Annotated in this window: 16 protein-coding genes; 8 read left to right on the top strand and 8 right to left on the bottom strand. The window is 67.9% G+C overall.

The features are described 5' to 3' along the window. The first annotated feature begins 126 nt into the window (after positions 1-126). The 5 genes from AB7M35_RS01220 to AB7M35_RS01240 all read left to right on the top strand — a co-directional run bounded on the left by AB7M35_RS01220 (position 127) and on the right by AB7M35_RS01240 (position 6,460). Positions 127-672, top strand: a complete 546-nt coding sequence (locus AB7M35_RS01220; protein WP_453956568.1) for a CDP-alcohol phosphatidyltransferase family protein — start codon at positions 127-129, stop codon at positions 670-672. A 20-nt stretch (positions 673-692) separates the two neighbouring features. After that, complete coding sequence (locus AB7M35_RS01225; RefSeq protein WP_453956569.1) at positions 693-1,892, top strand: AI-2E family transporter; 1,200 nt, start codon at positions 693-695, stop codon at positions 1,890-1,892. Between the two features lie 77 nt (positions 1,893-1,969). Continuing rightward, positions 1,970-2,611 carry an HdaA/DnaA family protein gene (locus AB7M35_RS01230; protein ID WP_453956571.1) on the top strand — a complete coding sequence of 214 codons (642 nt, stop codon included), beginning with the start codon at positions 1,970-1,972 and terminating at the stop codon, positions 2,609-2,611. A gap of 104 nt (positions 2,612-2,715) precedes the next feature. Further along, positions 2,716-4,914: an RNA degradosome polyphosphate kinase gene (locus AB7M35_RS01235; protein WP_453956572.1), complete on the top strand. Its 2,199-nt coding sequence runs from the start codon at positions 2,716-2,718 to the stop codon at positions 4,912-4,914. A 1-nt stretch (position 4,915) separates the two neighbouring features. Further along, positions 4,916-6,460, top strand: coding sequence for a Ppx/GppA family phosphatase (locus tag AB7M35_RS01240; protein ID WP_453956573.1), 1,545 nt, complete (start codon positions 4,916-4,918; stop codon positions 6,458-6,460). A 121-nt stretch (positions 6,461-6,581) separates the two neighbouring features. On the opposite strand, the gene AB7M35_RS01245 is transcribed toward AB7M35_RS01240, so the two are convergent. The 5 genes from AB7M35_RS01245 to AB7M35_RS01265 form a co-directional block, all read right to left on the bottom strand. Then, positions 6,582-7,778 (bottom strand): amidase, encoded by a 1,197-nt coding sequence (locus tag AB7M35_RS01245; protein ID WP_453956574.1) that lies wholly within the window; start codon positions 7,776-7,778, stop codon positions 6,582-6,584. A 234-nt stretch (positions 7,779-8,012) separates the two neighbouring features. Beyond that, positions 8,013-9,287 carry a ribonuclease D gene (gene rnd, locus AB7M35_RS01250; RefSeq protein ID WP_453956576.1) on the bottom strand — a complete coding sequence of 425 codons (1,275 nt, stop codon included), beginning with the start codon at positions 9,285-9,287 and terminating at the stop codon, positions 8,013-8,015. A 66-nt stretch (positions 9,288-9,353) separates the two neighbouring features. Then, positions 9,354-10,508 carry an osmoprotectant NAGGN system M42 family peptidase gene (locus tag AB7M35_RS01255; protein ID WP_453956578.1) on the bottom strand — a complete coding sequence of 385 codons (1,155 nt, stop codon included), beginning with the start codon at positions 10,506-10,508 and terminating at the stop codon, positions 9,354-9,356. Next, positions 10,496-12,304: an N-acetylglutaminylglutamine synthetase gene (ngg, locus tag AB7M35_RS01260; RefSeq protein ID WP_453956579.1), complete on the bottom strand. Its 1,809-nt coding sequence runs from the start codon at positions 12,302-12,304 to the stop codon at positions 10,496-10,498. The genes AB7M35_RS01255 and ngg overlap by 13 nt, the downstream gene beginning before the upstream one ends. Before the next feature lie 222 nt (positions 12,305-12,526). Next, complete coding sequence (locus tag AB7M35_RS01265; protein ID WP_453956581.1) at positions 12,527-14,302, bottom strand: N-acetylglutaminylglutamine amidotransferase; 1,776 nt, start codon at positions 14,300-14,302, stop codon at positions 12,527-12,529. Between the two features lie 221 nt (positions 14,303-14,523). Here AB7M35_RS01265 and AB7M35_RS01270 point away from each other — a divergent pair, with 221 nt between their 5' ends. After that, a complete protein-coding gene (locus AB7M35_RS01270) occupies positions 14,524-15,051 on the top strand; it encodes a MarR family winged helix-turn-helix transcriptional regulator (protein WP_453956582.1) in 528 nt (175 codons plus the stop codon). 103 nt (positions 15,052-15,154) lie between these two features. Continuing rightward, positions 15,155-16,357, top strand: a complete 1,203-nt coding sequence (locus tag AB7M35_RS01275) for a GGDEF domain-containing protein (protein WP_453956584.1) — start codon at positions 15,155-15,157, stop codon at positions 16,355-16,357. A gap of 26 nt (positions 16,358-16,383) precedes the next feature. On the opposite strand, the gene AB7M35_RS01280 is transcribed toward AB7M35_RS01275, so the two are convergent. The 3 genes from AB7M35_RS01280 to AB7M35_RS01290 all read right to left on the bottom strand — a co-directional run bounded on the left by AB7M35_RS01280 (position 16,384) and on the right by AB7M35_RS01290 (position 18,795). Then, a complete protein-coding gene (locus AB7M35_RS01280; protein ID WP_453956585.1) occupies positions 16,384-17,052 on the bottom strand; it encodes a pyridoxamine 5'-phosphate oxidase family protein in 669 nt (222 codons plus the stop codon). After that, the gene (locus tag AB7M35_RS01285) at positions 17,049-18,041 is read right to left on the bottom strand and encodes a carbon-nitrogen hydrolase family protein (protein ID WP_453956587.1); all 993 of its coding nucleotides are present in this window, start codon (positions 18,039-18,041) and stop codon (positions 17,049-17,051) included. Before AB7M35_RS01285 ends, AB7M35_RS01280 begins: the two co-directional genes overlap by 4 nt. A 106-nt stretch (positions 18,042-18,147) precedes the next feature. Continuing rightward, a complete protein-coding gene (locus AB7M35_RS01290) occupies positions 18,148-18,795 on the bottom strand; it encodes a response regulator transcription factor (RefSeq protein ID WP_453956588.1) in 648 nt (215 codons plus the stop codon). 464 nt (positions 18,796-19,259) lie between these two features. Between AB7M35_RS01290 and AB7M35_RS01295 the strand changes: the two genes are divergently transcribed. After that, positions 19,260-20,414: a GGDEF domain-containing protein gene (locus tag AB7M35_RS01295; RefSeq protein ID WP_453956589.1), complete on the top strand. Its 1,155-nt coding sequence runs from the start codon at positions 19,260-19,262 to the stop codon at positions 20,412-20,414. Positions 20,415-21,480: the final 1,066 nt, after the last annotated feature.

Here is a 21,480-nt window from a genome sequence, read left to right on the forward strand (position 1 = left end):
ATCCGGCCGGCGCATCGAATGCAACCGGGTTTTCGTTCGCGCGGCTGGAAGATCCGCAGATGCGCGCGCCCCGGACGCATGTCATAAATCGCACGCAAAAACAGCAGCGAAGGCGTGGTCTGTGTCGTGACGATCCCCAATCTCCTGACGGTTCTGCGCTTTCTGCTCGTGCCGGTGGTCGTCTGGGCCATCGCCGACGGTCATCACATCCTGGCGTTCGCGGTGTTCGTCATCGCCGGCGTGACCGATGGACTGGACGGTTTCATCGCCAAGAAGTGGAACCTTTCCAGCAGCTTGGGAGCGTATCTGGATCCACTAGCCGACAAGGCGCTGCTGGTGTCGATCTTCGTGGCGCTCGGCGTGGTGGGGGCGCTCCCGATCTGGCTGGTCGCGCTGGTCGTGGCGCGTGACGCGTTGATCCTCGCGGCCGTCGTCGTCTCCAGCCTGCTCGGACAGACGCTGCCGATTCGCCCCCTGTTCGTGAGCAAGCTCAACACCGTCGCCCAGATTCTGCTGGCCGCTCTGGTGCTTGCCGCCTCGGCGTTCGACCTGAACCTCGCCCGTCCGATCGCCGTGATGGTGCTGGTGGTGGCTGCCTTGACGGCGGCGTCGGCCGGGGCCTATCTCGTCGCGTGGCTTCGCTACATGAGCGTGCGGACCCCCGCCAAATGATCAGGAGAGGATCCTCAACCGTGACCTTGGGTCGCCAGATCGTCTTCTGGGTAGCTGCCGCGATCGGCTTCCTGCTCCTGCTCAGGCTCTTTCAGGGCATCCTGCTGCCGTTCGTCGGCGGCATGTTCCTGGCCTATCTGCTGAACCCGATCGCCCGCTGGCTCCAGCGCCGCGGCCTCAACCGCGTGATCGCCACCAGCCTGATCCTCATCGTGTTCCTGATCGTCGGCATCGTCGGCATGGTCGTCATCCTGCCGGCCGTCTTCAACCAGATCACCGGCTTCCTGGAGCGGGTCCCGAGCTACATCTCGCACCTGCAGGCCTTCCTCAGCGAACATGCCGAGACGAACCGCCTGGCCGACGCCATCGGCGTCGACGCCAGCGAGCTGCAATCGGCGGTGACCAACCTCGTCAGCCAGGGCACCAGCTGGGCCGGCAGCGTGGTCAAGTCGGTCTGGTCCGGCAGCCAGGCGCTGATTTCGGTGCTGTCGCTCATCGTGGTCACCCCGGTGATCGCCTTCTACCTGCTGATCGACTGGGATCGCATGGTGAAGACGCTGGACAATCTGCTGCCCCGCGCCCACGCCGACACGATCCGCGAGCTGTTCCGCGAGATGGACCGCGCGGTGTCGGGGTTCATCCATGGTCAGGTGTCGCTCTGCCTGATCCTGGGTCTCTTCTACGCGGTCTCGCTCGTGGCCGTCGGCCTCAACCACGGCCTCATCATCGGCCTGACGGCGGGCTTCATCTCCTTCGTTCCCTATCTGGGATCCGGCCTCGGCTTCGCCATTTCGGTCGGCGTCGCGCTCAACCAGTTCTGGCCCGACAGCATCATGGTCGGCATCGTCGTGGCGATCTTCCTGGTCGGCCAGTTCCTCGAAGGCAACGTCCTGCAGCCGAAGCTCGTCGGCGGCCGGGTCGGCCTGCATCCGGTGTGGCTGATCTTCGCGCTGTTCGCCTTCGGCTACCTCTTCGGCTTCGCCGGAATGCTGATCGCGGTGCCGGCGTCTGCCGCGGTGGGCGTGCTGGTCCGCTTCTTCGTCCGCCGCTACCGCGAAAGCCGGATCTACCAGGGAGACGTGACCGACGATGAGGGCGATCCCGCCGTCGCCGCGGTGCCGCTGTCTCCCGACGTCGGGGCGAGCGGGGAGGGTCCCTACCGAGCCAAGGCGGCACCGGTGATCTCCGGGCCGCATCCGACCCGAAAAGGAGGGGCGTGATCGGCGGACCGGACGAGCGCCCACGGCAACTGCCGTTAACTCTCGCACTGGCGCCGTCCTTTCGACGCGAGGATTTTGTGGTCGGCGGCTCCAACGGCGCCGCCTGGGCGCTGATCGAACGCTGGCCCGACTGGCCGCACCGCGTCGCGCTGATGGTCGGCGGCGAGGGCACCGGCAAGAGCCATCTGTCCGCCATCTGGGCCGCGCGTGCCGATGCGCGCATCGTTTCCGCCAACGACCTTGCCGACAGCGACCCGGTGTCGCTCGTGCATTCCGGCACGCTTGTCGTGGAGGATTGCGACCGCTTCCCTCTCGACGAGCCGGCGCTCTTTCATCTGCTGAACGCGGTCCAGTCCGCCAAGGGGTTCCTGCTGCTGTCGGCCCGCGTTCCGCCGTCGGAGTGGAAGATCGGCACGCCGGACCTCGCCTCGCGGTTGCGCGCGATTCCCCCGACCTTCATCGGCGAGCCCGAGGACGAGCTGCTGCAGCGGGTGCTGACGAAGCTGTTCCGCGATCGCCAGATCGCCGTCGATCCGACCGTGGCGGACTATCTGGTGCGGCGCATGGAGCGCTCGTTCCGGGCGGGGCTCCGGGTGGTCGAGGCGCTCGACCGCGAGGCGCTGGCGCGCGGCCGCGCGATCACCCGGCCGATGGCGGCGGAGGTCCTGGTGCGCGAGGGGCTGGGCGAGGCGGAGGGCGACGACGATCCGGAGACGTGATCGCGGGCGGCCGGTATCGGTGGAAAGGGCGCTTTCCTCCGGGCCGGGAGAAAATTCCGTCATACTCGCAGTGTAGGACCGCGCGATGAACCAGGGAGGGGCGTATGGACGCGACCACTGAACAGGCAGCGGCAACGGCTGAGAGCAGCATCGAGGGAATGACCGGCGAGGAGCTGCGCACCCAGCCGGAGCGTTTCGTCAATCGCGAGCTCTCCTGGCTGCAGTTCAACGTGCGCGTCCTCGAGGAATCGGAGAATGCGAACCACCCGCTGCTGGAACGCCTGCGCTTCCTGTCGATCTCGGCGAACAATCTCGACGAGTTCTTCATGGTCCGCGTCGCCGGCCTCAAGGGCATGCAGCGCGAGGGCGTGGAGACCCGCAGCGACGACGGCCTCACCCCCAGCGACCAGCTGGCGCGGATCGGCGAGGCGGTCAGCAAGCTGCAGCGCGCCCAGCAGCGCCAGTGGGCGGAGCTGTCCCGCGAACTGGAATCGGCCGACATCTTCCTCTGCGATCCCGATCGGCTCTCCCACGACGATCAGGAGTGGCTGGAAAACTATTTCCTGAGCCACATCTTTCCGGTCCTGACGCCGCTGGCGATCGACCCGGCGCATCCGTTCCCGTTCATCCCGAACCTCGGCTTCACGCTGGTCTTCCATCTGGATGCCGAGGGGGCCGAGCCGATGATCGCGCTCATCCGCGTTCCGGCCCAGGTCGACCGCTTCATCCGCGTGCCGTCGACGGCAGAGGACAATTCCGCCCGGTTCGTGGCGCTGGAGAACGTCATTGCCCTGTTCATCGGGCGTCTGTTCCCCGCCTACGAGGTGAAGGGCAAGGGTGCCTTCCGGGTGATCCGTGACTCCGACCTGGAAATCGAGGAAGAGGCGGAAGACCTCGTCCTCACCTTCGAGACGGCGCTGAAGCGCCGCCGCCGGGGATCGGTGATCCGGCTGGAAATCGAATCCTCCACGCCGGAGACGCTGCGGCAGTTCGTGGCCTCGGCGCTCGGCGTCGCCGGCGACGAGGTGTTCCTCGTCAATGGTCGGCTTGCGCTGAAGGACCTTTCCCAGCTCGTCGGCGTCGACCGACCCGATCTCAAGTTCAAGCCGTACACGCCGCGCTTCCCCGAGCGCATCCGCGAGCACGGCGGCGACTGCCTGGCGGCGATCCGCCAGAAGGACATCGTCGTCCACCATCCCTATGAATCGTTCGATGCCGTCGTGCAGTTCCTGTCCCAGGCGGCGCGCGACCCCGACGTCGTCGCCATCAAGCAGACGCTCTATCGGACCTCGAACGATTCCCCGATCGTGAAGGCGCTCGGCGAGGCCGCCGAGGCGGGCAAGTCGGTGACCGCGCTGGTGGAGCTCAAGGCGCGGTTCGACGAGGAGGCCAACATCCGCTGGTCGCGCGACCTGGAGCGCGCCGGGGCCCAGGTGGTGTTCGGCTTCATCGAGCTGAAGACCCACTCCAAGCTGTCGATGGTGGTGCGCCGCGAGGGCGGCCAGCTCGCCACGTACTGCCACATCGGCACCGGCAACTACCATCCGATCACCGCCAAGATCTACACGGACCTGTCCTTCTTCACCGCCGACCAGGTGATCGCCCAGGACGTCGCCCGGATCTTCAATTTCATCACGGGCTACGCCCGCCCGGCGGAGCTTTCCCGCATGGCGGTCTCTCCTGTCAGCCTGCGCAACCGCCTGCTGGAGCACATCGAGGGCGAGATCGAGCACGCCCGTGCCGGCCGCCCGGCGCAGGTGTGGATGAAGATGAACTCCCTCGTCGACGCCCAGATCATCGACGCCCTGTACGCGGCGAGCCAGGAGGGCGTCGAGGTCGACCTCGTGGTCCGCGGCATCTGCTGCCTGCGTCCGGGCGTTCCGGGCCTCTCCGACAACATCCGGGTGAAGTCGATCGTCGGCCGCTTCCTGGAGCACAGCCGGATATTCTGTTTCGGCAACGGCTTCGGCCTTCCGTCGCCGGAGGCGATCGTCTATATCGGCTCGGCCGACTTGATGCCGCGCAATCTGGACCGCCGGGTGGAGGCCATGGTGCCGATCGACAATCCGACGGTCCACGCTCAGATCCTCGACCAGATCATGGTGGCGAACATCACGGACAACCAGCAGAGCTGGGAACTACTGGCGAACGGTGGTCACCGCCGCATCATCCCGGCGGAGGGCGAGGAGCCCTTCAATGCCCACGAATACTTCATGACCAACCCGTCGCTGTCAGGCCGTGGACAATCCATTCAGACCGACTCCCCCCGTACCTTCGCCACTCCAATACAGCGGCCCCACTGAGATGGCGGACGCGGGCGATCCGGTCGGAACCTTCACCCTCGACGAGATCGCCCCGGGGCGGCTGCCGGGCTACGGCCCGGTCGGCGTCATCGACATCGGCTCGAACTCCGTGCGCCTGGTGCTCTACGAGCGGCTGTCGCGAGCGCTGACGCCGCTGTTCAACGAGAAGGTCCTCGCCGGACTGGGCAGGGGGCTGTCGGAGACGGGCAAGCTCGCCGACGAGTCCGTCGACAGCGCGCTGTCGGCCATCCGTCGCTTCCGCCAGCTCGCCAGCCAGAGCGGCGCGACCCAGCTGGACGTGATCGCCACGGCGGCGGTACGCGACGCCGAGAACGGCGCCGGCTTCATCGAGGCGGTCAAGGAGATCTGCGGCGGCGACCTGCAGGTGCTGACGGGCCAGGACGAGGCAAAGGTGTCGGCGCTCGGCGTCGCCTCCAGCTTCTGGAAGCCGGACGGGGTCGTGGGAGATCTCGGTGGCGGCAGCCTGGAACTCATCGACCTGAAGCGCGACCAGCTCGGGGTCGGCGAGACGTTTCCGCTCGGCGGGCTGCGCCTGTCGGAAGTCGCCAAGGGCTCGGCGCGCAAGGCCGGCAAGCTGGCCGCCGAGGCGCTGGAGCAGTCGGAGGGGCTGAAGGGCGCCGCCGGCCGGACCTTCTACGCCGTCGGCGGCACGTGGCGCGCGCTTGCCAGCCTCCACATGCACCGGACCAACTATCCGCTGCACATCATGCACCACTACGCCATCCCGGCCGACGAGGCCTTCGAGCTCTGCCGCATGGTGGTGCGCTCGGACGTCTCCGAGATCGAAGGCATCGACGTGGTCTCGCGCGCCCGCCGGCCGCTGCTGCCCTTCGGCGCGGCGGTGCTGGAGCAGGTGCTGAAGATCGGCCAGCCCGAAGTGGTGCTGCTGTCGGCCCTGGGGCTGCGGGAGGGCCATCTCTACGAGAAGCTGTCGCCGGAGGCGCGCGCCGAGGATCCGCTGATCGTCGCCTCCGCCGAGCTCGCCGATCTGCGCTCGCGCTCGCCCGGGCATTGCCGCGAACTCGCCCCCTGGACCGCCGGCGTCTTCGAGGCGCTCGGCATCACCGAGACCGAGGACGAGGCGCGGCTGCGCGTTGCCGCCTGCCTGCTCGCCGATATCGCCTGGCGCGCCCATCCGGATTACCGCGGTGATCAGGCCGTCGCGATGATCGCCAACGGGGCGTTCATCGGCGTCGACCATCCCGGGCGCGGCTATCTGGCGATGGCGATCTTCCACCGCTACGCCGGATCCGTCTCGGAATCCCAGCTGCCGCCGATCCAGCGGCTGATGTCGTCGCGCCTGAAGTTCCGGGCCCGCATCCTCGGAGCGGCCATGCGGCTCGCCTACGGCATTTCCGCCGCGATGCCGGGCATCATCCCGCGCACCGAGGTGGTGCGCGAAGGCGAACGGATCGTCCTGCACATCCCGCGCGACCTGCAGGCCCTCGACGGCGAGGCCATTCGCCGTCGCCTCGACCAGCTCGCCGATCTTGCCGACCAGGCCAGCACGGTGGTCGTTACCTAGCGGCGCGCCGAATTCACGTCAGCTGTTCCGGCTAACGGCTTGACCGCGCAGATCATTCCGCGTGGGGAGACTCTGTGCGCCGATGGCCGGTACGGGCCTCGGTCCTGCCGCCGGCCATCCTCTAGCGTTCCGCGTCGATCGCCGCCGCAAGGGCGAGCAACGTGCGGTCGGCCCCCGGCGCGCCGATCAGCGACAGCCCGATGGGTGCGCCGTCCGGCGCGGTGGCGAGCGGCATCGTCACCTGCGGCAGCCCGCCGATGCTGGCGAGGCACGTCAGCGCGATCAGCTTGTTGCGGAAATCCTCCAGCTCGTCGTCCGCCGTTGTGAGAAGCGGCGCCCCGGCAGGCGTCGTGGGAAGCACGAAGACCGTGTCCGGGCCAAGCCGTGCCCGCAGTTCGGAGCGGAGCGTCGCGCGCCGCTTCTGGTGGAAGGTCACGTCGTCCTTGGCGAGGTTCCGCGCCCAGTGAATCCGGTCGCGCACGCCGGGACCCAGCTCGGGATTGCGGTCCTCGATCCACGTCCGCATGGACTGCCAGACTTCGGCGCCCTGGCTCACCCGAAACGTCAGGCTCCAGTCTTCCTCGATCAGGAGAATGTCGGAGACCGCGAAGACGCGCCTGAAGTGACGTGTTGCGCTCCGGATCGCGCGCTCGACCGCCGCCCGTGTCTGGCGCTCCAGGAGGTCCAGCGTCGTCGTCAGCACGAGACAGTAAGGGGTCGGGGGGAGCGGGTCGTTGGCGAGCAGCACGTCGCCGACGGACTGCAGGACCGCGCCCGAGCGCGCGAACCAGCCGACGGTGTCGTAGGACGGGGCAAGCGGCATGCAGCCATCGAGGGCGATGCGGCCGTGGGTCGGGCGAATGCCGAACACGCCGCAATGGCTGGCGGGCACGCGCACCGAGCCGCCGGTGTCGGTGCCGATCGCGAAATCGACGAGGCCCGCGGCGGTCGCGACGGCCGGGCCGCTCGAGGATCCGCCGGGCACGCGATCCGGGGCGGCCGGATTGACTGGCGTGCCGTAGTGGGCGTTGCGGCCGCTCAGGCTGTAGGCGATCTCGTCGGTGATGGCCTTGCCGCCGAACGCGGCTCCCGCTTCCAGAAGCGTCGTCACCACCGCGGCCGTGGTGGTGCTCGGAGTGTCGAGGCCGGGCCAGCGGGGGTTGCCGCATCCCGTCGGATAGCCGGCAACGTCGAACAGGTCCTTCACCGCGAAGTCGGTGCCGGCGAGCGGGCCGGTCGCGGCGTTTGCGACCTCGACGGCGGGATAGTCGCAGAAGCAGCGATAGTCGACTGGGCTGGCGGTCGCTTCGGAGGTCATCCCGATTGAACTCCCGTTTACGCGGATACAGCGGGGACGATCGGACGAGGCGCGCCTCGTGCGTCACGGTTGCCCGTCCCGTCGACCCCGTCGCTTCGGCCGGTCGCAAGGCTATAGCCGCGGGCTCTCCGCCCGGAGCTCTGATCAGGCCGGATCGGCGGGCCCAAGCGTCGATGTGCGATGCGGCCACCGATGACGTGGCTGACGGATATCTCGCTGGCTAAACGCTTGTGATCAGGCTTTTGTTTCCGGCGCTGTCGGCTCGGTTGCCGCTTCTGCTTCGCTGGTCCCCGTGCCGGTCTTGCGGCCCCGGCGGCGCGGCTTGCGCTTCCCGACGGGCGCGGACACGAAGGGTGTGTCGGAATCGAGCGTGACGACGCGGCGGCCGTCGAAGCTGAGGGCGAGCTTTCCCTCCTTCAGGGCGAGCGCCTTCTCGCCGAACAGCTCCCGCCGCCAGCCCGACAGCGTTCCCAGGCCTTCGGTGTCGTCGCAGGCGAGGCGTTCCAGGTCGTCCGAGGTCGCGATGACCTTGGCGGCCACGCCGTTCGCTTCGGCCACCTGCTTGAGCAGCACCTTCAACAGCTCGGTCGCCGCGCCGGCGCCGTCGGGCGCCTGTCGCGGCTTCGGCACTTCCGGCCACGTCTCCTTCGGGCTCGCGAGCGCCTCGGCGACCGTCGTCACGATGTCGCGGCCGGACTTCGAGCGTTCGAAGCCGCGCGGGATCGTCCGCAGGCGTGACAGCGCGGCCTCGTCCTTCGGCTTCTGCGCGGCGATCTCGTAGATCGCGTCGTCCTTCAGCACCCGGCCGCGGGGAATGTCGCGGCTCTGCGCCTCGCGCTCCCGCCATGCCGCGATGGCGCGCAGAACCGCCAGATCGCGGGGCTGGCGCACGCGAAGCTTGAGCCGCGTCCAGGCAAGCTCCGGCGTCTGCTGGTACGTCTCGGGGGAGGTGAGGGTTGCCATCTCTTCCTGCACCCACTCCGTCCGGCCCTGGTCGGCCAGCGCGGTGTTCAGATAGGCGTAGACCTCGCGCAGGTGGGTAACGTCGGCCAGCGCATAGTCGAGCTGGTTGTCGGACAGCGGCCGCCGCGACCAGTCGGTGAAGCGGTGCGACTTGTCGATCGTCGCGCCCGTCACCCGCGCCACCAGCTGGTCGTAGGAAATGGAATCGCCGAAGCCGCAGACCATCGCGGCCACCTGGGTGTCGAACACCGGGTGCGGTACCAGCCCGCCCAGATGGTGGACGATCTCGATGTCCTGGCGCGCCGCGTGGAAGACCTTGGTGACGGTCTCGTCGGCCATCAGCTTGAAGAACGGCGCGAGATCCATCTCCTCGCCGGCGATCGGGTCGATGATCACCGCCTCGTCGGTGCTCGCCAGCTGGATCAGGCAGAGCTTCGGCCAGAAGGTCGTCTCCCGCATGAACTCCGTATCGATGGCGACGAAATCGGCGGTCGCGAGCCGCTCGCAGGCGGCGGACAGTTCGGCGGTGGTGGTGATCAGGTTCATATGGGGGCGGGGACAGGGACGCGTTTATGGGGACGGGCGGCTGGACGGTCGGGCGGGCATCGCCGGCTAGACCGTCGGATCGCTCGGATCGGAGGTGGTCGGTGCGGCATCTTCCATCGGCTGGGAGGGAAAGCCAAGCAGCGAACCCACGGGCTCGGCGTCGCGCTGGATCTCCACCGGGCTCGTCACGTACGCGGTGGCAAGCTCCGCCAGCGAGCGCAGGGCGTGCAGATGGATGCGCTCGTAGCCGTGCGACGCGTCGACGCCGAAGGTGATCAGCGCGGTCCGCACGTCCGCACCCGCCTCCAGCGCGGCGGCGCTGTCGGACCGGTAATAGCGGAAGACGTCCTTCTGGTAGCGGATGTCGTTCTCCTTGCAGAGACGCACCAGCTTGTCCGTCAGGTGCCAGTCGAACGGGCCCGTCTGGTCGGCCATCGCGACGGTCACGCCGAACTCGCTGGAATTCTGGCCCGGCGCCGTGGTGCCGTTGTCGATGGTCACCATGGAGGCGATGTCGTGGGTCAGGATCGACGAGCCGCCGTAGCCGACCTCTTCGGCGATGGAGAACAGGAACATCGTGTCGACGGGCAGTTCCGGCTTCTCGCGGACCAGCGCCTCGATGGTGGCGAACAGCACCGCGACGCCGGCCTTGTCGTCGAGATGGCGCGACACGATGAAGCCGTTGTCGATGAATTCCGGCTGCGGGTCGATGGCGACGATGTCGCCGACCGAGAAGCCGAGCCGCTCCAGGTCGCGCTTGCTGCCGGCCAGCGCGTCGACGCGCAGCTCCACGTAGCGCCAGCCGACCGGCAGTTCGTCGACCTCGTCGCCGAAGGTGTGGCCGGAGGCCTTCAGCGGCAGGACGGTGCCGCGATAGGCGCCGCGCTCGGTGAAGATCGTGCAGCGCGCGCCTTCGGCGAACCGCGCCGACCAGTGGCCGATCGCCACCAGCTCGAGCCGGCCGTTGTCCTTCAGCTGCTTCACCTGAGCGCCGAGAGTGTCGAGATGCGCGATCATGGCGCGGGCGGGCTGGCGCTTCTTGCCGGGAATGCGCGCCCGGATGGCGCCACGCCGGGTGATCTGCGTCTCCAGACCCAGCCGGCGCAACTCGGTGACAGCGGCGCGGACGATGGTGTCGGTGTAGCCGCTCGGGCTGGCTATCGACAGGAACTCGGCGAGCATGTCCTTGAGGTACTCGGTGTCGATGGTCAGGCGGGGCACGGTTTCTCCGGTTCTGTTCGTTTGGCCTGCCGGGCAGCATGGGGGATCGAGAGCGGAAAGAGAAGGTCCACGAAGCGTTCCGCCGTGGGCTGCGGTTCGTGATTGGCGAGGCCCGGGCGTTCGTTGGCCTCGATGAACACGTAATCCGGCTTGAGATGCGACTTCACGAGGAGGTCGATGCCGACCACCGGGATCTCGATCGCCCGCGCCGCCTTGATGGCGGCGTCGATCAGCGCCGGATGCACATGGTCGGTCACGTCGTGGATGGTGCCGCCGGTGTGGAGGTTCGCGGTCCGGCGCACGGCCACCTCGCGCCCGTCGTCGATCACGTCGTCGAGGGTGCAGCCGGCCTCGCGCAGGGCGCGCTCGGTCTCCGAATCGAGCGGGATCTTCGATTCGCCGCCGGTGGCGGCGGCCCGGCGGCGGCTCAGCCGCTCGATGAGCTCGCGCGCCGTCGACCGGCCATCGCCGACGATGCGGGCAGGGCGGCGCACCGCCGCGGCCACCAGCCGGTAGTCGATGACGATGAGGCGCAGGTCGTCGCCCTCGACGAACTCCTCCACCAGCACGCGGTCGGAAATCTGCCGGGCACGCTCGATCGCCCCCTCGACGTCGTCGTCGGCGGTGAGGCCCACGGCGACGCCGCGGCCCTGTTCGCCGCGCGCCGGCTTGATGACGATCGAGCCGTGCTCGGCGATGAACTCGGCCACGGCCTCGGCGCTGGTGGTCTCCATTTCCGCGGGAACCCGCACGCCGGCGCGCTCCACGGCCCGGCGCGTCACCGTCTTGTCGTCGCAGATCGACATCGCGACCGCCGACGTCATCTCGCTGAGGGATTCGCGGCACATGACGGAGCGGCCGCCGTAGGTGAGGCGGAAGAACCCGCCCTCGGCGTCCACCACCGTCACGTCGATCCCGCGGCGCCGCGCCTCGTCGACGATGATGCGCGCGTAGGGATTGAGTTCGGATTCCGGACCGGGCCCGGCAAACAACCGTTCGTTGATCGGGTTCTTGCGCTTCAGCGCGTAGACCGGGATCTGGTAGAAGCCGAGCTTCTCGTAGAGCGCGATCGCCTGGTCGTTGTCATGGAGCACGGAGAGGTCGAGATAGGCGTTGCCGCGCGCCTGGAACACCTCCGCCAGGCGGCGCACGAGGGCCTCGCCGATGCCGGGGTGGCGGGCCTGGGGATCGACCGCCAGGCACCACAGCGAGGCGCCGCGGTCCGGATCGCCGAAGGCGCGGACGTGGTCGACGCCGGTGACGGTTCCGACCACCGCGCCGGAGGCGTTGTCCTCCGCGATCAGATAGACGAGCGCGCGGTCCTTCCGGTGCCAGAAGAAGTCCGGCCGCACCGGCACCATGTTGCGCGACGAATAGATGCGGTTCACCGCCTCCGCATCGTCCTCGTTGGTCATCCGCCGGACGGTGAAGCCCTGCAGCTTGCGCCGCGAGGCGCGGTAGGTGGACAGCTCGAGCCGGTAGGTGTGGGACGGGTCGAGGAACAGCTCCTGGGGCGCCGACGCCAGCGCCACGTGGGGCTCGCGCACGTAGAACGCGATGTCGCGCCGGCCCGGACCCTCCTTGCGCATGCGTTCGGCAAGCGCGGTGGGGCTTTCGAAGGTCTGCGCGAAGTGCAGGTTGCCCCATCCGCAGTCGACCGAGATACCGGTCTGGCTGTAGCGGTCCGAGGCCGGATGGCCGTCGCGCCCGGGTAACGGCTTGACGCCCTGTTCGCGCATCCGTCGAAGGCGCTGTGAATAACCGCGTTCCCTGCGAGGATCCGGCGGGGTGCTCATAAGATTCATTCTCCGTCGTCGATCGGACGTCGTATCGCAGGCGGTCTCGCGGGAGCGGGGGTCCGCACGAGGTGGTGATCGGTGCGGACCGCAGTAAGGCGCGGTGTCCGCTTGTCGGGCCTGGAGCACGAACCCGGATCGGACAGCGACCCGAAAGGCATGCTCGCCAAAGGCAGTTCGAAGCGCATTCCGATCGGCGGATCGTTCCCGACCGGACGCCGCCTAGACCCCGTTCGTCTGCAGCCACATCTCCAGAACCGCGACCTGCCACAGCTCGTTGCCGCGCAGCGGCGTGATGTGGGCGGACGGATCGGCGAACAGGCTGTCGAGATAATCCTCCCGGAACAGGCCGCGTTCCCGCGCCTTGTCGGTCGACAGCACTTCACGGCAGAGATCGAGCGCGGGACCGGAGATGTATTTCAGCGCCGGAACCGGGAAATACCCCTTCTTGCGGTCGATCACCTCCGACGGCACGACGAGGCGCGCAACGTCCTTGAGGATGCCCTTGCCGCCTTCGCGCAGCTTGTGGTCCGGCGGGATGCGCGCGGCGAGCTCCACGAGCTCGTGATCGAGGAAGGGCACGCGCGCTTCCAGGCCCCACGCCATGGTCATGGAGTCCACCCGCTTCACCGGGTCGTCGACCAGCATCACGGTGGAATCGATGCGAAGCGCCTTGTCGACCGGATCGGGCGCGCCCGGAAGCGCGAAGTGATCGCGCACGTAGGCGAAGCTCGGGTCCTCCTCGAGCATGTAGTCGGGCGAGAGGTGGCGTCCCATCTTGGCGTGGTCGCGGTCGAAGAACACCCGCGCATACTCGGCCAGCGGGTCGTCCGTCTGGCCCATCGGCGGATACCAGTGATAGCCGCCAAACACCTCGTCGGCGCCCTGGCCGGACTGGACCACCTTGATGTGCTTGGCGACCTCCTTCGACAGCAGGTAGAAGCCGACGTTGTCGTAGGAGACCATCGGCTCGTTCATGGCCGCCACGGTGCCCGGCAGCGCCTCCATCATGTTGGCGGAGGGCACGTGGATCTGGTGGTGGTCGGTCTCGAATTCCTTGGCGATGATGTCGGAGTAGATGAACTCGTTGCCGACCTCGCCGTGCGCGTCCTCGAAGCCGATCGAGAAGGTCTTGAGGTCCTTCTGGCCGGCCTGGGCGAGCAGCGCCACGATGAGGCTGGAATCGACGCCGCCGGAGAGCAGCACGCCGACGGGCACGTCGGCGACCATGCGCCGGTCCACCGACAGGCGCAGCGCGGCAAGCAGCCGTTCGCGCCACTCGTCGGCCGACATGTGGACGTCCTCGTCGGTTCGCTCGTAGCTGACCTTCCAGTAGACATGATCCTTGATGCCGCCGTCGGGCTCGATCACGCGCACCGTGGCGGGCGGCAGTTTCTTGACGCCCTTGAGGATCGTCCGGGGCGCGGGGACCACGGCATGGAACGACATGTAGTTGTGCAGGCCGACCCGGTCGATCTCGGTGTCGACGCCGCCGCCCGCGATGAGGGCGGGCAGGGAGGAGGCGAAGCGCAGCTTGCCCGGCGTCTCGGCGATGTAGAGCGGCTTGATGCCGAAGCGGTCGCGAGCCATCACGACGCGACCAGTGTCGCGTTCCAGGATCGCGAAGGCGAACATGCCGTGGAAGCGCTCCACGCAGTTGGGCCCCCACGCGTGATAGGCTTTGAGGATCACCTCGGTGTCGGAATGCGCGAAGAAGGAATAGCCCTCGGCTTCCAGGGTCTGGCGCAGCTCCGGGTAGTTGTAGATGCAGCCGTTGAAGGCGATCGTCAGGCCGAGATTGGTGTCCACCATCGGCTGTTCGGCGCGCGGTGACAGGTCGATGATCGACAGGCGGCGATGGCCGAACATCACTCGCCCACGTCCGACGATTCCCTCGGCGTCGGGCCCGCGTGGCGCCATTGCTTCCGTCATGCGGCCCAGTGCGGCGGCGGACGCCATCGTCCCGTCAAAGGTCAATTCGCCGCAAATGCCACACATACATCGGTCTCCTGAACGTCGCTGGGGGTGGATCTCAGGCCCGCCGGCCAACCGGATCCGAGAGATATTTACAGCTCAAAAGTTTTGAGTGCAAATAAGGTTCCATGACCATCGGTTGTCGTGCCGCCCCTGCAAGGACGGGACCAGCGCCGACGGACGGGTCGGGATTGTCGAGCGTCCCGGCCGTCTTGCTTCGCCAATCCGCTCGACGGAATGGCATGATGCAGACGGACAGCGAAGACGCGCGAGAGGACGAAACCCCGATCGAGCAGGGCGGGGGCAGCCGGAGCCGCTCCGTGCTGATCGTCCTGCGCCGGATCATCCGCTCGGTCGATCTCCAGTCGCGGCAGGTGGCGCGCACCGTCGGACTCACCATCCCGCAGCTGATCGTCCTGCAGGCCGTCCGGGATCTCGGGGAAGTCACCTCGACGACGCTTTCCGCCCATGCCTCGCTCAGCCCCGCCACGGTGACGACAATCCTCGACAAGCTGGAAGGCCGCGGCCTGGTCGAACGCTACCGCAGCGCCAACGATCGCCGGGTGGTCCACACGCGCCTGACCGGCGAGGGCGCGGCCGCGCTGGCGAAGGCGCCGCCACTTCTGCAGGAGTCGTTCGTGCGCCGCTTCGACGGACTGGACGCGACCCGTCAGGATGCTCTGCTCGCCGCGCTCGGTGAGATCGCCGACATGATGGACACGGGCGAGGGAGAAGAGGCTCGTTGGCTTGCCGAAGGCGACGGCGGCGTGTGAACCAGTCCGGATCCAAACGCGTTCATTTTAGCGCTGACAGCTGCTGTCAGTACTCGACAGATCTCTCGCGCGCGGCGAAAAGGGCGCTGCGGAGCGGGTAGCGATGAACGATGTCACCGCAGATGTGATGCTGCAGATGCTTGCCCCGACCATGTTGGGGCTGATCGTCCTCGTGTGCTTCGGCGCCTGGCTGCTGTTGGGGCGGCAGAACTATCTGCTGATCTTCGCGTGCGCCCCGTTTTTCGCCGTGTGCGGTGCCTTCCTGCAGATATTTCCGGTTCTGCCGGTGTTCGGCGTCAACGTGGTGCTGTCGAACGCCGTCGTCACGTGCGCCTTCCTGGCGGCCGTGGAAGGCGTGCTCGCCAGATCGGGGAAGCGGATCGGGCTGGTCTGGGATGTCGCGATCGTCGCCGGCCTGACGACGCTGGTGGCCTACTTCTATTTCGTGACGCCGAATTTTCACGCGCGCGTCTACCTGCAGGACTTTACCGCCGCGGCGATCCTTCTGGGCACGGCGGCAAGTCTGCGGCACCTGGCGCGCGGCCACGTGGGAGACCGCCTGCTTCTGGGGTCGATGGTGGTCTTCGGCGTCGGACTGGTCCCGCTGGCGATCTTCAGCACCCTGCATTCGTCATCCCTGACCAGGAGCGCCTTTTCGGATCCGAACTACTGGCAGATCCTGCAGCTGACCAACACGGTTCTCGCTGCCGCGTTCATCGTTTCCTTCATTGTCGCGGTGCTGATCGATTTCATCGAGGACCTGCGGGGGGAACGCGATCTTGACGCCCTGACGGGCGTGCTCAACCGCCGGGGGTTCGAGGAAAGAACCGCTGCGTTCATGAAGCGATCGGCCGGAGAGCCGTTCACCCTGATCGTTTGCGATCTCGATCATTTCAAGCGCGTCAACGACACCTACGGTCACGGCGCGGGTGACGAGGTGCTCAGCATCTTCGGGAGACTGCTCCGGCGCATCGGCCGCGAGCACGATCTCGTCGGCCGGCTCGGCGGCGAGGAGTTCGCCATCATGCTGCCGGACGGCGGGCTGGCGGAAGCGGGCAGGTTCGTGACCGAGCTTCAGCGGCAGGTGAAGGAGGCGGGCTTTCCCATTCCCGACGGCGCCGAGCCGATCGCCGCCAGCCTCGGCGTCGCGGAAAGGGTGGGGGACGAAAGCTACGCCAGATGGTTCGAGCGGGCCGACCGGGCGCTCTACCGGGCCAAGGTGGAAGGCCGCAACCGGGCCGTCTTCGTCGGCGAGATCCCGCGGGACGGTGCCGCCACCGCGCTCGCCACCGTCCGCACCACCTGAATCCCCCGGTCCTGCCCCGTCGCCGCCTAGGATTGGCCGGCCATCAGCTTCTCGGCGTAGTCGTCCATGGTGATCGTGCCGCCTTCGGCGACCGTCTTCGCGCGGTCCTCGGCGCCGAGGGCATCCTGGACGATGTCGATCCGCTTCCAGGAAGGGTGCGGCTGGCAGCCGCTTGCGTCCGGCACGTACGGGCTCGCCGCCACCCGCGTGTGCTTGTGGATGTAGCGCGCGCAGTTGAGGAAGCAGTGCTCCACGGCCACGCGGGCGACCAGCGAGGCCCCGGGATAGCGCGCCATCTCCGGGTCGGAATCCGACACGGTCACGTCGCCCTGAACGCGCACGCGGTTCGGCGTCACCATGTCGATGAACAGGAGCCCGACCTTTCCGGTGTCGACCGCATTGCCCATGCTCTTGAACATGCCGTTGCCGTCATAGCTGGGGAAGACGAGCGTCCGCTCGTCCACCACATGACAGACGCCCGGCGGGCCGCCCTTGTAGCTCACCGTCGGCCGACCCTCGCGGTCGACGGTGGCCAGGAAGAAGTAGTCGCGGCTTTCGATGAACGCCGCCGTCTGCGCGTCGATCGCATCCCAGACGATGGCGTCGAAGACGGTCCCGGCGAGCCGTTGGGTTCCCTGGGCCGCCTGCATCTTCCGCTGCGCGGGCGTGTAGAACGCGTCGGGGTCGAGGGTCATTCCGCCGCCTCCTCGGTCGCGACGGCGGCCGGCTTGCCCCTTTTCGGGTTCGCGTCGACCGGGCCGGCGAACCCCTCCAGCACGTGGCGGGCGACGTCGGGGCGGTAGTAGTGGCCGGCCGGGTCGGCGAACACCTTGGCGCCCTCGATCATCGCCAGGTCGATGTCGGCCACGGCGAACCCGTCGGTGAACTCGTCGATCGGATCGGTCAGGCGGTAGCCGTCCGGGCCGAACACCGCCGCCGCGCCGCCGCCGGCGCTCACCAGCTGCCGGATGCGTTCGTCGCCCAGCGTGATCGCATCGAGGCTTTCCTCGGTGATGATGGAGTTGGCGGCGAGCACGAAGCAGCCTCCCTGCAGGGCGTAGCTCTGGCTTTCCACCAGGTTCGCCTCGGCCGACAGCGCGTACGCCTGGCGCACGCCCTTGAACATGCCGAAGCTCGGCCAGGACGCCACGTGGATCTGCTCGCCGAGCTGGTACATTCCCTGCCGGTTGATGGGCTGGATGTTCTCCCAGCAGCACAGCGCCCCGATCCTGCCGAGCGGCGTGTCGGCCACGGTGATGTCGGTGACCGGGCCTTCGCCCCACACGGTGCGCTCCATGTGGGTGGGGCGCAGCTTGCGGCGGCTCATGACGACCTTGCCGCGGTCGTCGATCAGCACCTGGCTGCAGTAGATGCTGCCGCGATCGCGCTCGGCGAAGCCCATCACGACCCAGGTCCCGGCCTTGGCGGCGGCCGCGCCGATGGCGCGCATCTCGGGGCCGTCGAGAGTGATGGCGTTCATGCGGTGCGCCATCACCACGTCCATGGCCGCCATCGGCGGCGTCAGCCAGATGGTGAACGGGTAACCCGGCAGCCAGACCTCGCCGAAGGCGACGAGCTCGATGTCCTGGCGGCCCGCGTCGGCGATCAGCGAGACCGTCTTGTCGAGCGTGCCCTGGGCATCCATCCAGACGGGGGCGGCTTGTACGGCGGCGACCTTGACCATGGGATCTCTCCTCGCGTGATGATCGCAGAGGCTAGGGCCGGGGGCGCGGCGTCGAACAGTCCCCGTTCGGGGACCCCTGTCGGGGAAAACTGCGGGGGCAAGTGCCTCAGGCGAGGCCGGCGCGCCAGGCTGCCGCCATGGCGGTCCGGTTCGATGTCCCGAACGTCAGGTTCAGCGCCTTGAGGTGCTTGCGCACGGCCGCCTCGCCGGTATTGAGCTCCTCGGCGATCTCGCGGTTGGCGAGGCCCCGCGCCGCCAGCCGCGCCACGTCGTTCTGTCGCGGGCTCAGGCGCGGATGGCGCCGGGGCAGGCTCATCAGCTCGGTCGAGACGCTGGTCGCATGCACGGTCATCTCGCACAGCCCGCCGGTCTCCAGGCGCGCCAGCCCCTCGCGGGTCATCGCGCCGAGATAGAGCACGCCGGCAAGCACGGTGCCCCGGTAGAGCGGCAGCGTGGCGAAGCCGGTCAGGCCGAACCGTCCGGACACGCGCCGGTAGAGTTCGCTGTCGGTCCAGCGCTCGCCGAGACAGGTGACGGTGGAGCAGGGCGTGCCGCTGGTGCGCACCCGCGCCAGCACCGGATCGATCGGGATGCCGCTGACCTCGTAGGCGCGCACGAAGGCGTCGGGCATCCCCAGGATGATGCCGCGCTCGAAGCGCCGTTCCTCGTCGAAGGTGTAGAGCCCGACCGACTGCATCCCGGACGCGCGAAGCGCCCGTTCGGCGATCGGTTGGAGATCCCGGGCAAACTCCATCGCATCCGCCCTCCGCGGTATCCGGACAGACTAGGGTGCATTTCGCATGCCACGCAATACAGAACATGCTGCGCCGCATACTTGGAGATGCGAATCCCGCTGGCGCGATTACCTTGGCCGCAACGGTTTTGCGCGCCGGAACCAGGGCAGGGAGTGCCGGGAGACGATGGCGCCTTCCCGGGGCCGGGGCGTCTCCCGGCGCCACACCTCCTTGGCGGAAGGTCGCGACCGCGCCGCGTCCGTCGGCGCCGGAACGCCCGAATCCCGCACGCCATCCGGCCGTCGGCTTCTGCCCGGGGATCGGCTATAATCGGGCGTCCCGCCGGGGTCCGGGCGGGAAATCTCGTGGCACTCTGGGCCGCACCGGTGTCTTATCCGCGCGGGGGGACCGCGACGCGCGTCCGATTCGGATGGCGTGGGGAGACGTGGCGGCGCGGTGCTGCTGTGCGGGGCAGAACGCAACGATGGACGGGATATCTCAGAGCCTGACACTGGATCTCATCGGTCCGGGCACGTTCCTCGTCTTTGCCGTTGCGTACATCTGGGCCTGGGTGATCTCGAGCCGACGGCATTATCTGCTTCTGATCGCTGCTTGCTGTCTGTTGTCGGTGGCCGGCGCCGCCTTCCGCATCATCGTCGGCGGGCCGTCGGACGTCGCCTTCAACGTCGTCATTTCACAGACGTTCTACGTCGGCGCCACGCTTGCCGGGTGCGAGGGCATCCTGCGTCGCTACGGCCACCGGATCGGCTTCGCGGCCGATCTGACCATCCTCGCGGCCTCGGTCGGCCTGACGCTGTTCTTCGTGTCGGTCGAGCCGAATTTCGTGGCGCGCGTCTACGTCCAGAACTTCGTGCCGGGAACGATCTTCCTCCTCACGGCCCTGCGCCTGCATCGGCTGGCAAGGGCCGGATATTCCGAACGGGCCGTGTTCTGGCTGCTGATCCTCTTCTCCGTGCAGTTCTTTCCGCGCACGATGCTGACGATCGCCGGAACCTCCGATCCGGACATGACCGCGTTCGGGCAATCCGTCTTCTGGCAGCTTCTCCAGTTGACCAACGCGCTCCTCGGAACAGCCCTGCTGCTGGCGTTCCTCGTGGCCGAGCTGTCGGAGATGATCGCCCGTCTTCGGCTCGAGCGCGACGTCGACCGGCTGACCGGCATCCTCAACCGCCGCGGTTTCGAGGACAAGGCAGAGGCGATCCTCGCGCAGGGGCCGCGGCGGGATTTCGCCCTCATCCTGCTCGACATCGATCACTTCAAGCGCGTGAACGACACGTTCGGCCACACGTCCGGCGACGACGTGCTGCGGGCACTCGGCGCACTGCTCAGCGCGACCGTTCACCCCGCCGAGATCATCGGACGCATCGGCGGCGAGGAATTCGCCGTGCTGCTGCCCGACGGCAGCGAGGCCAGCGCGCGCACGGCCGTCAGCCGGCTGCAGCGGGCGATCGAGGAGGCGGATTTCGGGCTCCCCGATCATGCCCCGGCCATCGCCGCGAGCTTCGGCGTCGCCGTCAGGCGTCCGGGCGAGAGCTACCTCGACTGGTTCAAGCGCGCCGACACGGCGCTCTACCGCGCCAAGGGTGACGGCCGGAAGAAGGCGGTTTACGCGGCGTAGCCGCCCGGCGGTCCGGGCGGGCAGGTGCGGTGCCCGCTGACGCCGCCCAACACGGCATCGCGCCGCCGCTCCGGGGCTTTCGGAAGCGCGGCGCCCTTGGGGCCCGGGGAACGCCGATGTGTGGTGCGGACGGCGGGGATCGAACCCGCATAGCCAAAGGCCGAGGGATTTTCGTACCAGCTACGGCTTTCGCCGCCGCCTCGCGGCGTTTGTGGTCTGGACTATACCTTCACCCTAGCGGAGGCGCCTTAGGTGCTGCCCGTCTAGTCTCTACACCTTCCCCGAGAGGGGCTTGGCTCGGGATCGCCATCTGACAGGGTTCCCCGAGTTTGAGCAGTTCTACGTCCGGCGTTTCCACCGGCGCACCCAACGTTGCATCAAGTCCCTTGTGTCTACCAGTTCCACCACGTCCGCACTGCCGTTCCTGCTAGCAGGGCGGGCGGCCGCGCTCAAGCCGCGCGTCGGGCGCGCGCATTCTCGCATGGCCCGATCGCCCCGGAGCGATCGCACGCCGACATCCCCTTCCCGGGCGACATCGTTCATTCCGACCGTACCAGCACGCGCCCACACGCCCGGATCCTCGGTTGCTGGGTGACCGGCATTGGCATCGGAAAGGATGACGACGGCACGCACTCGCTCCGTCGCGCCAAGACTTCGATCCTCTCCAGGGTCCCGGCACCCTGTAGCTTTCCAGAGGCTCGTCGAAACCAGGGAAGCGAAAGCGTCGGCTTCAGCATCCGGGGTAGCCTGTCGGCCCGCAATCCCGTCCGTTTGACTGAAGCGTGCGATATCAGTGGGGGGCGAATTACGGCAACTAGGTCGGCGCCAAGCTTTGCGTTCCCCAGATAGACTTTAACATTTGTTGTCTAAAGGTGGTCTAGTGGAGCGCCAGGGCGGGCCATCATGGCCGAAACTGTTGCGCTTAGATCACAGATTGTGTGATTTACTCCTATCCACACCCAAGAGATGCACCCTCCTCTTGCCCGCCGGGAGCGGGGTAATCCACCATGGATTGGTTGCCGGTTCGCTGGCGACCGGGCGGGCCGCTCCATCCTGGCAGTTCTAG

The organism is Amorphus suaedae, from assembly GCF_053629675.1.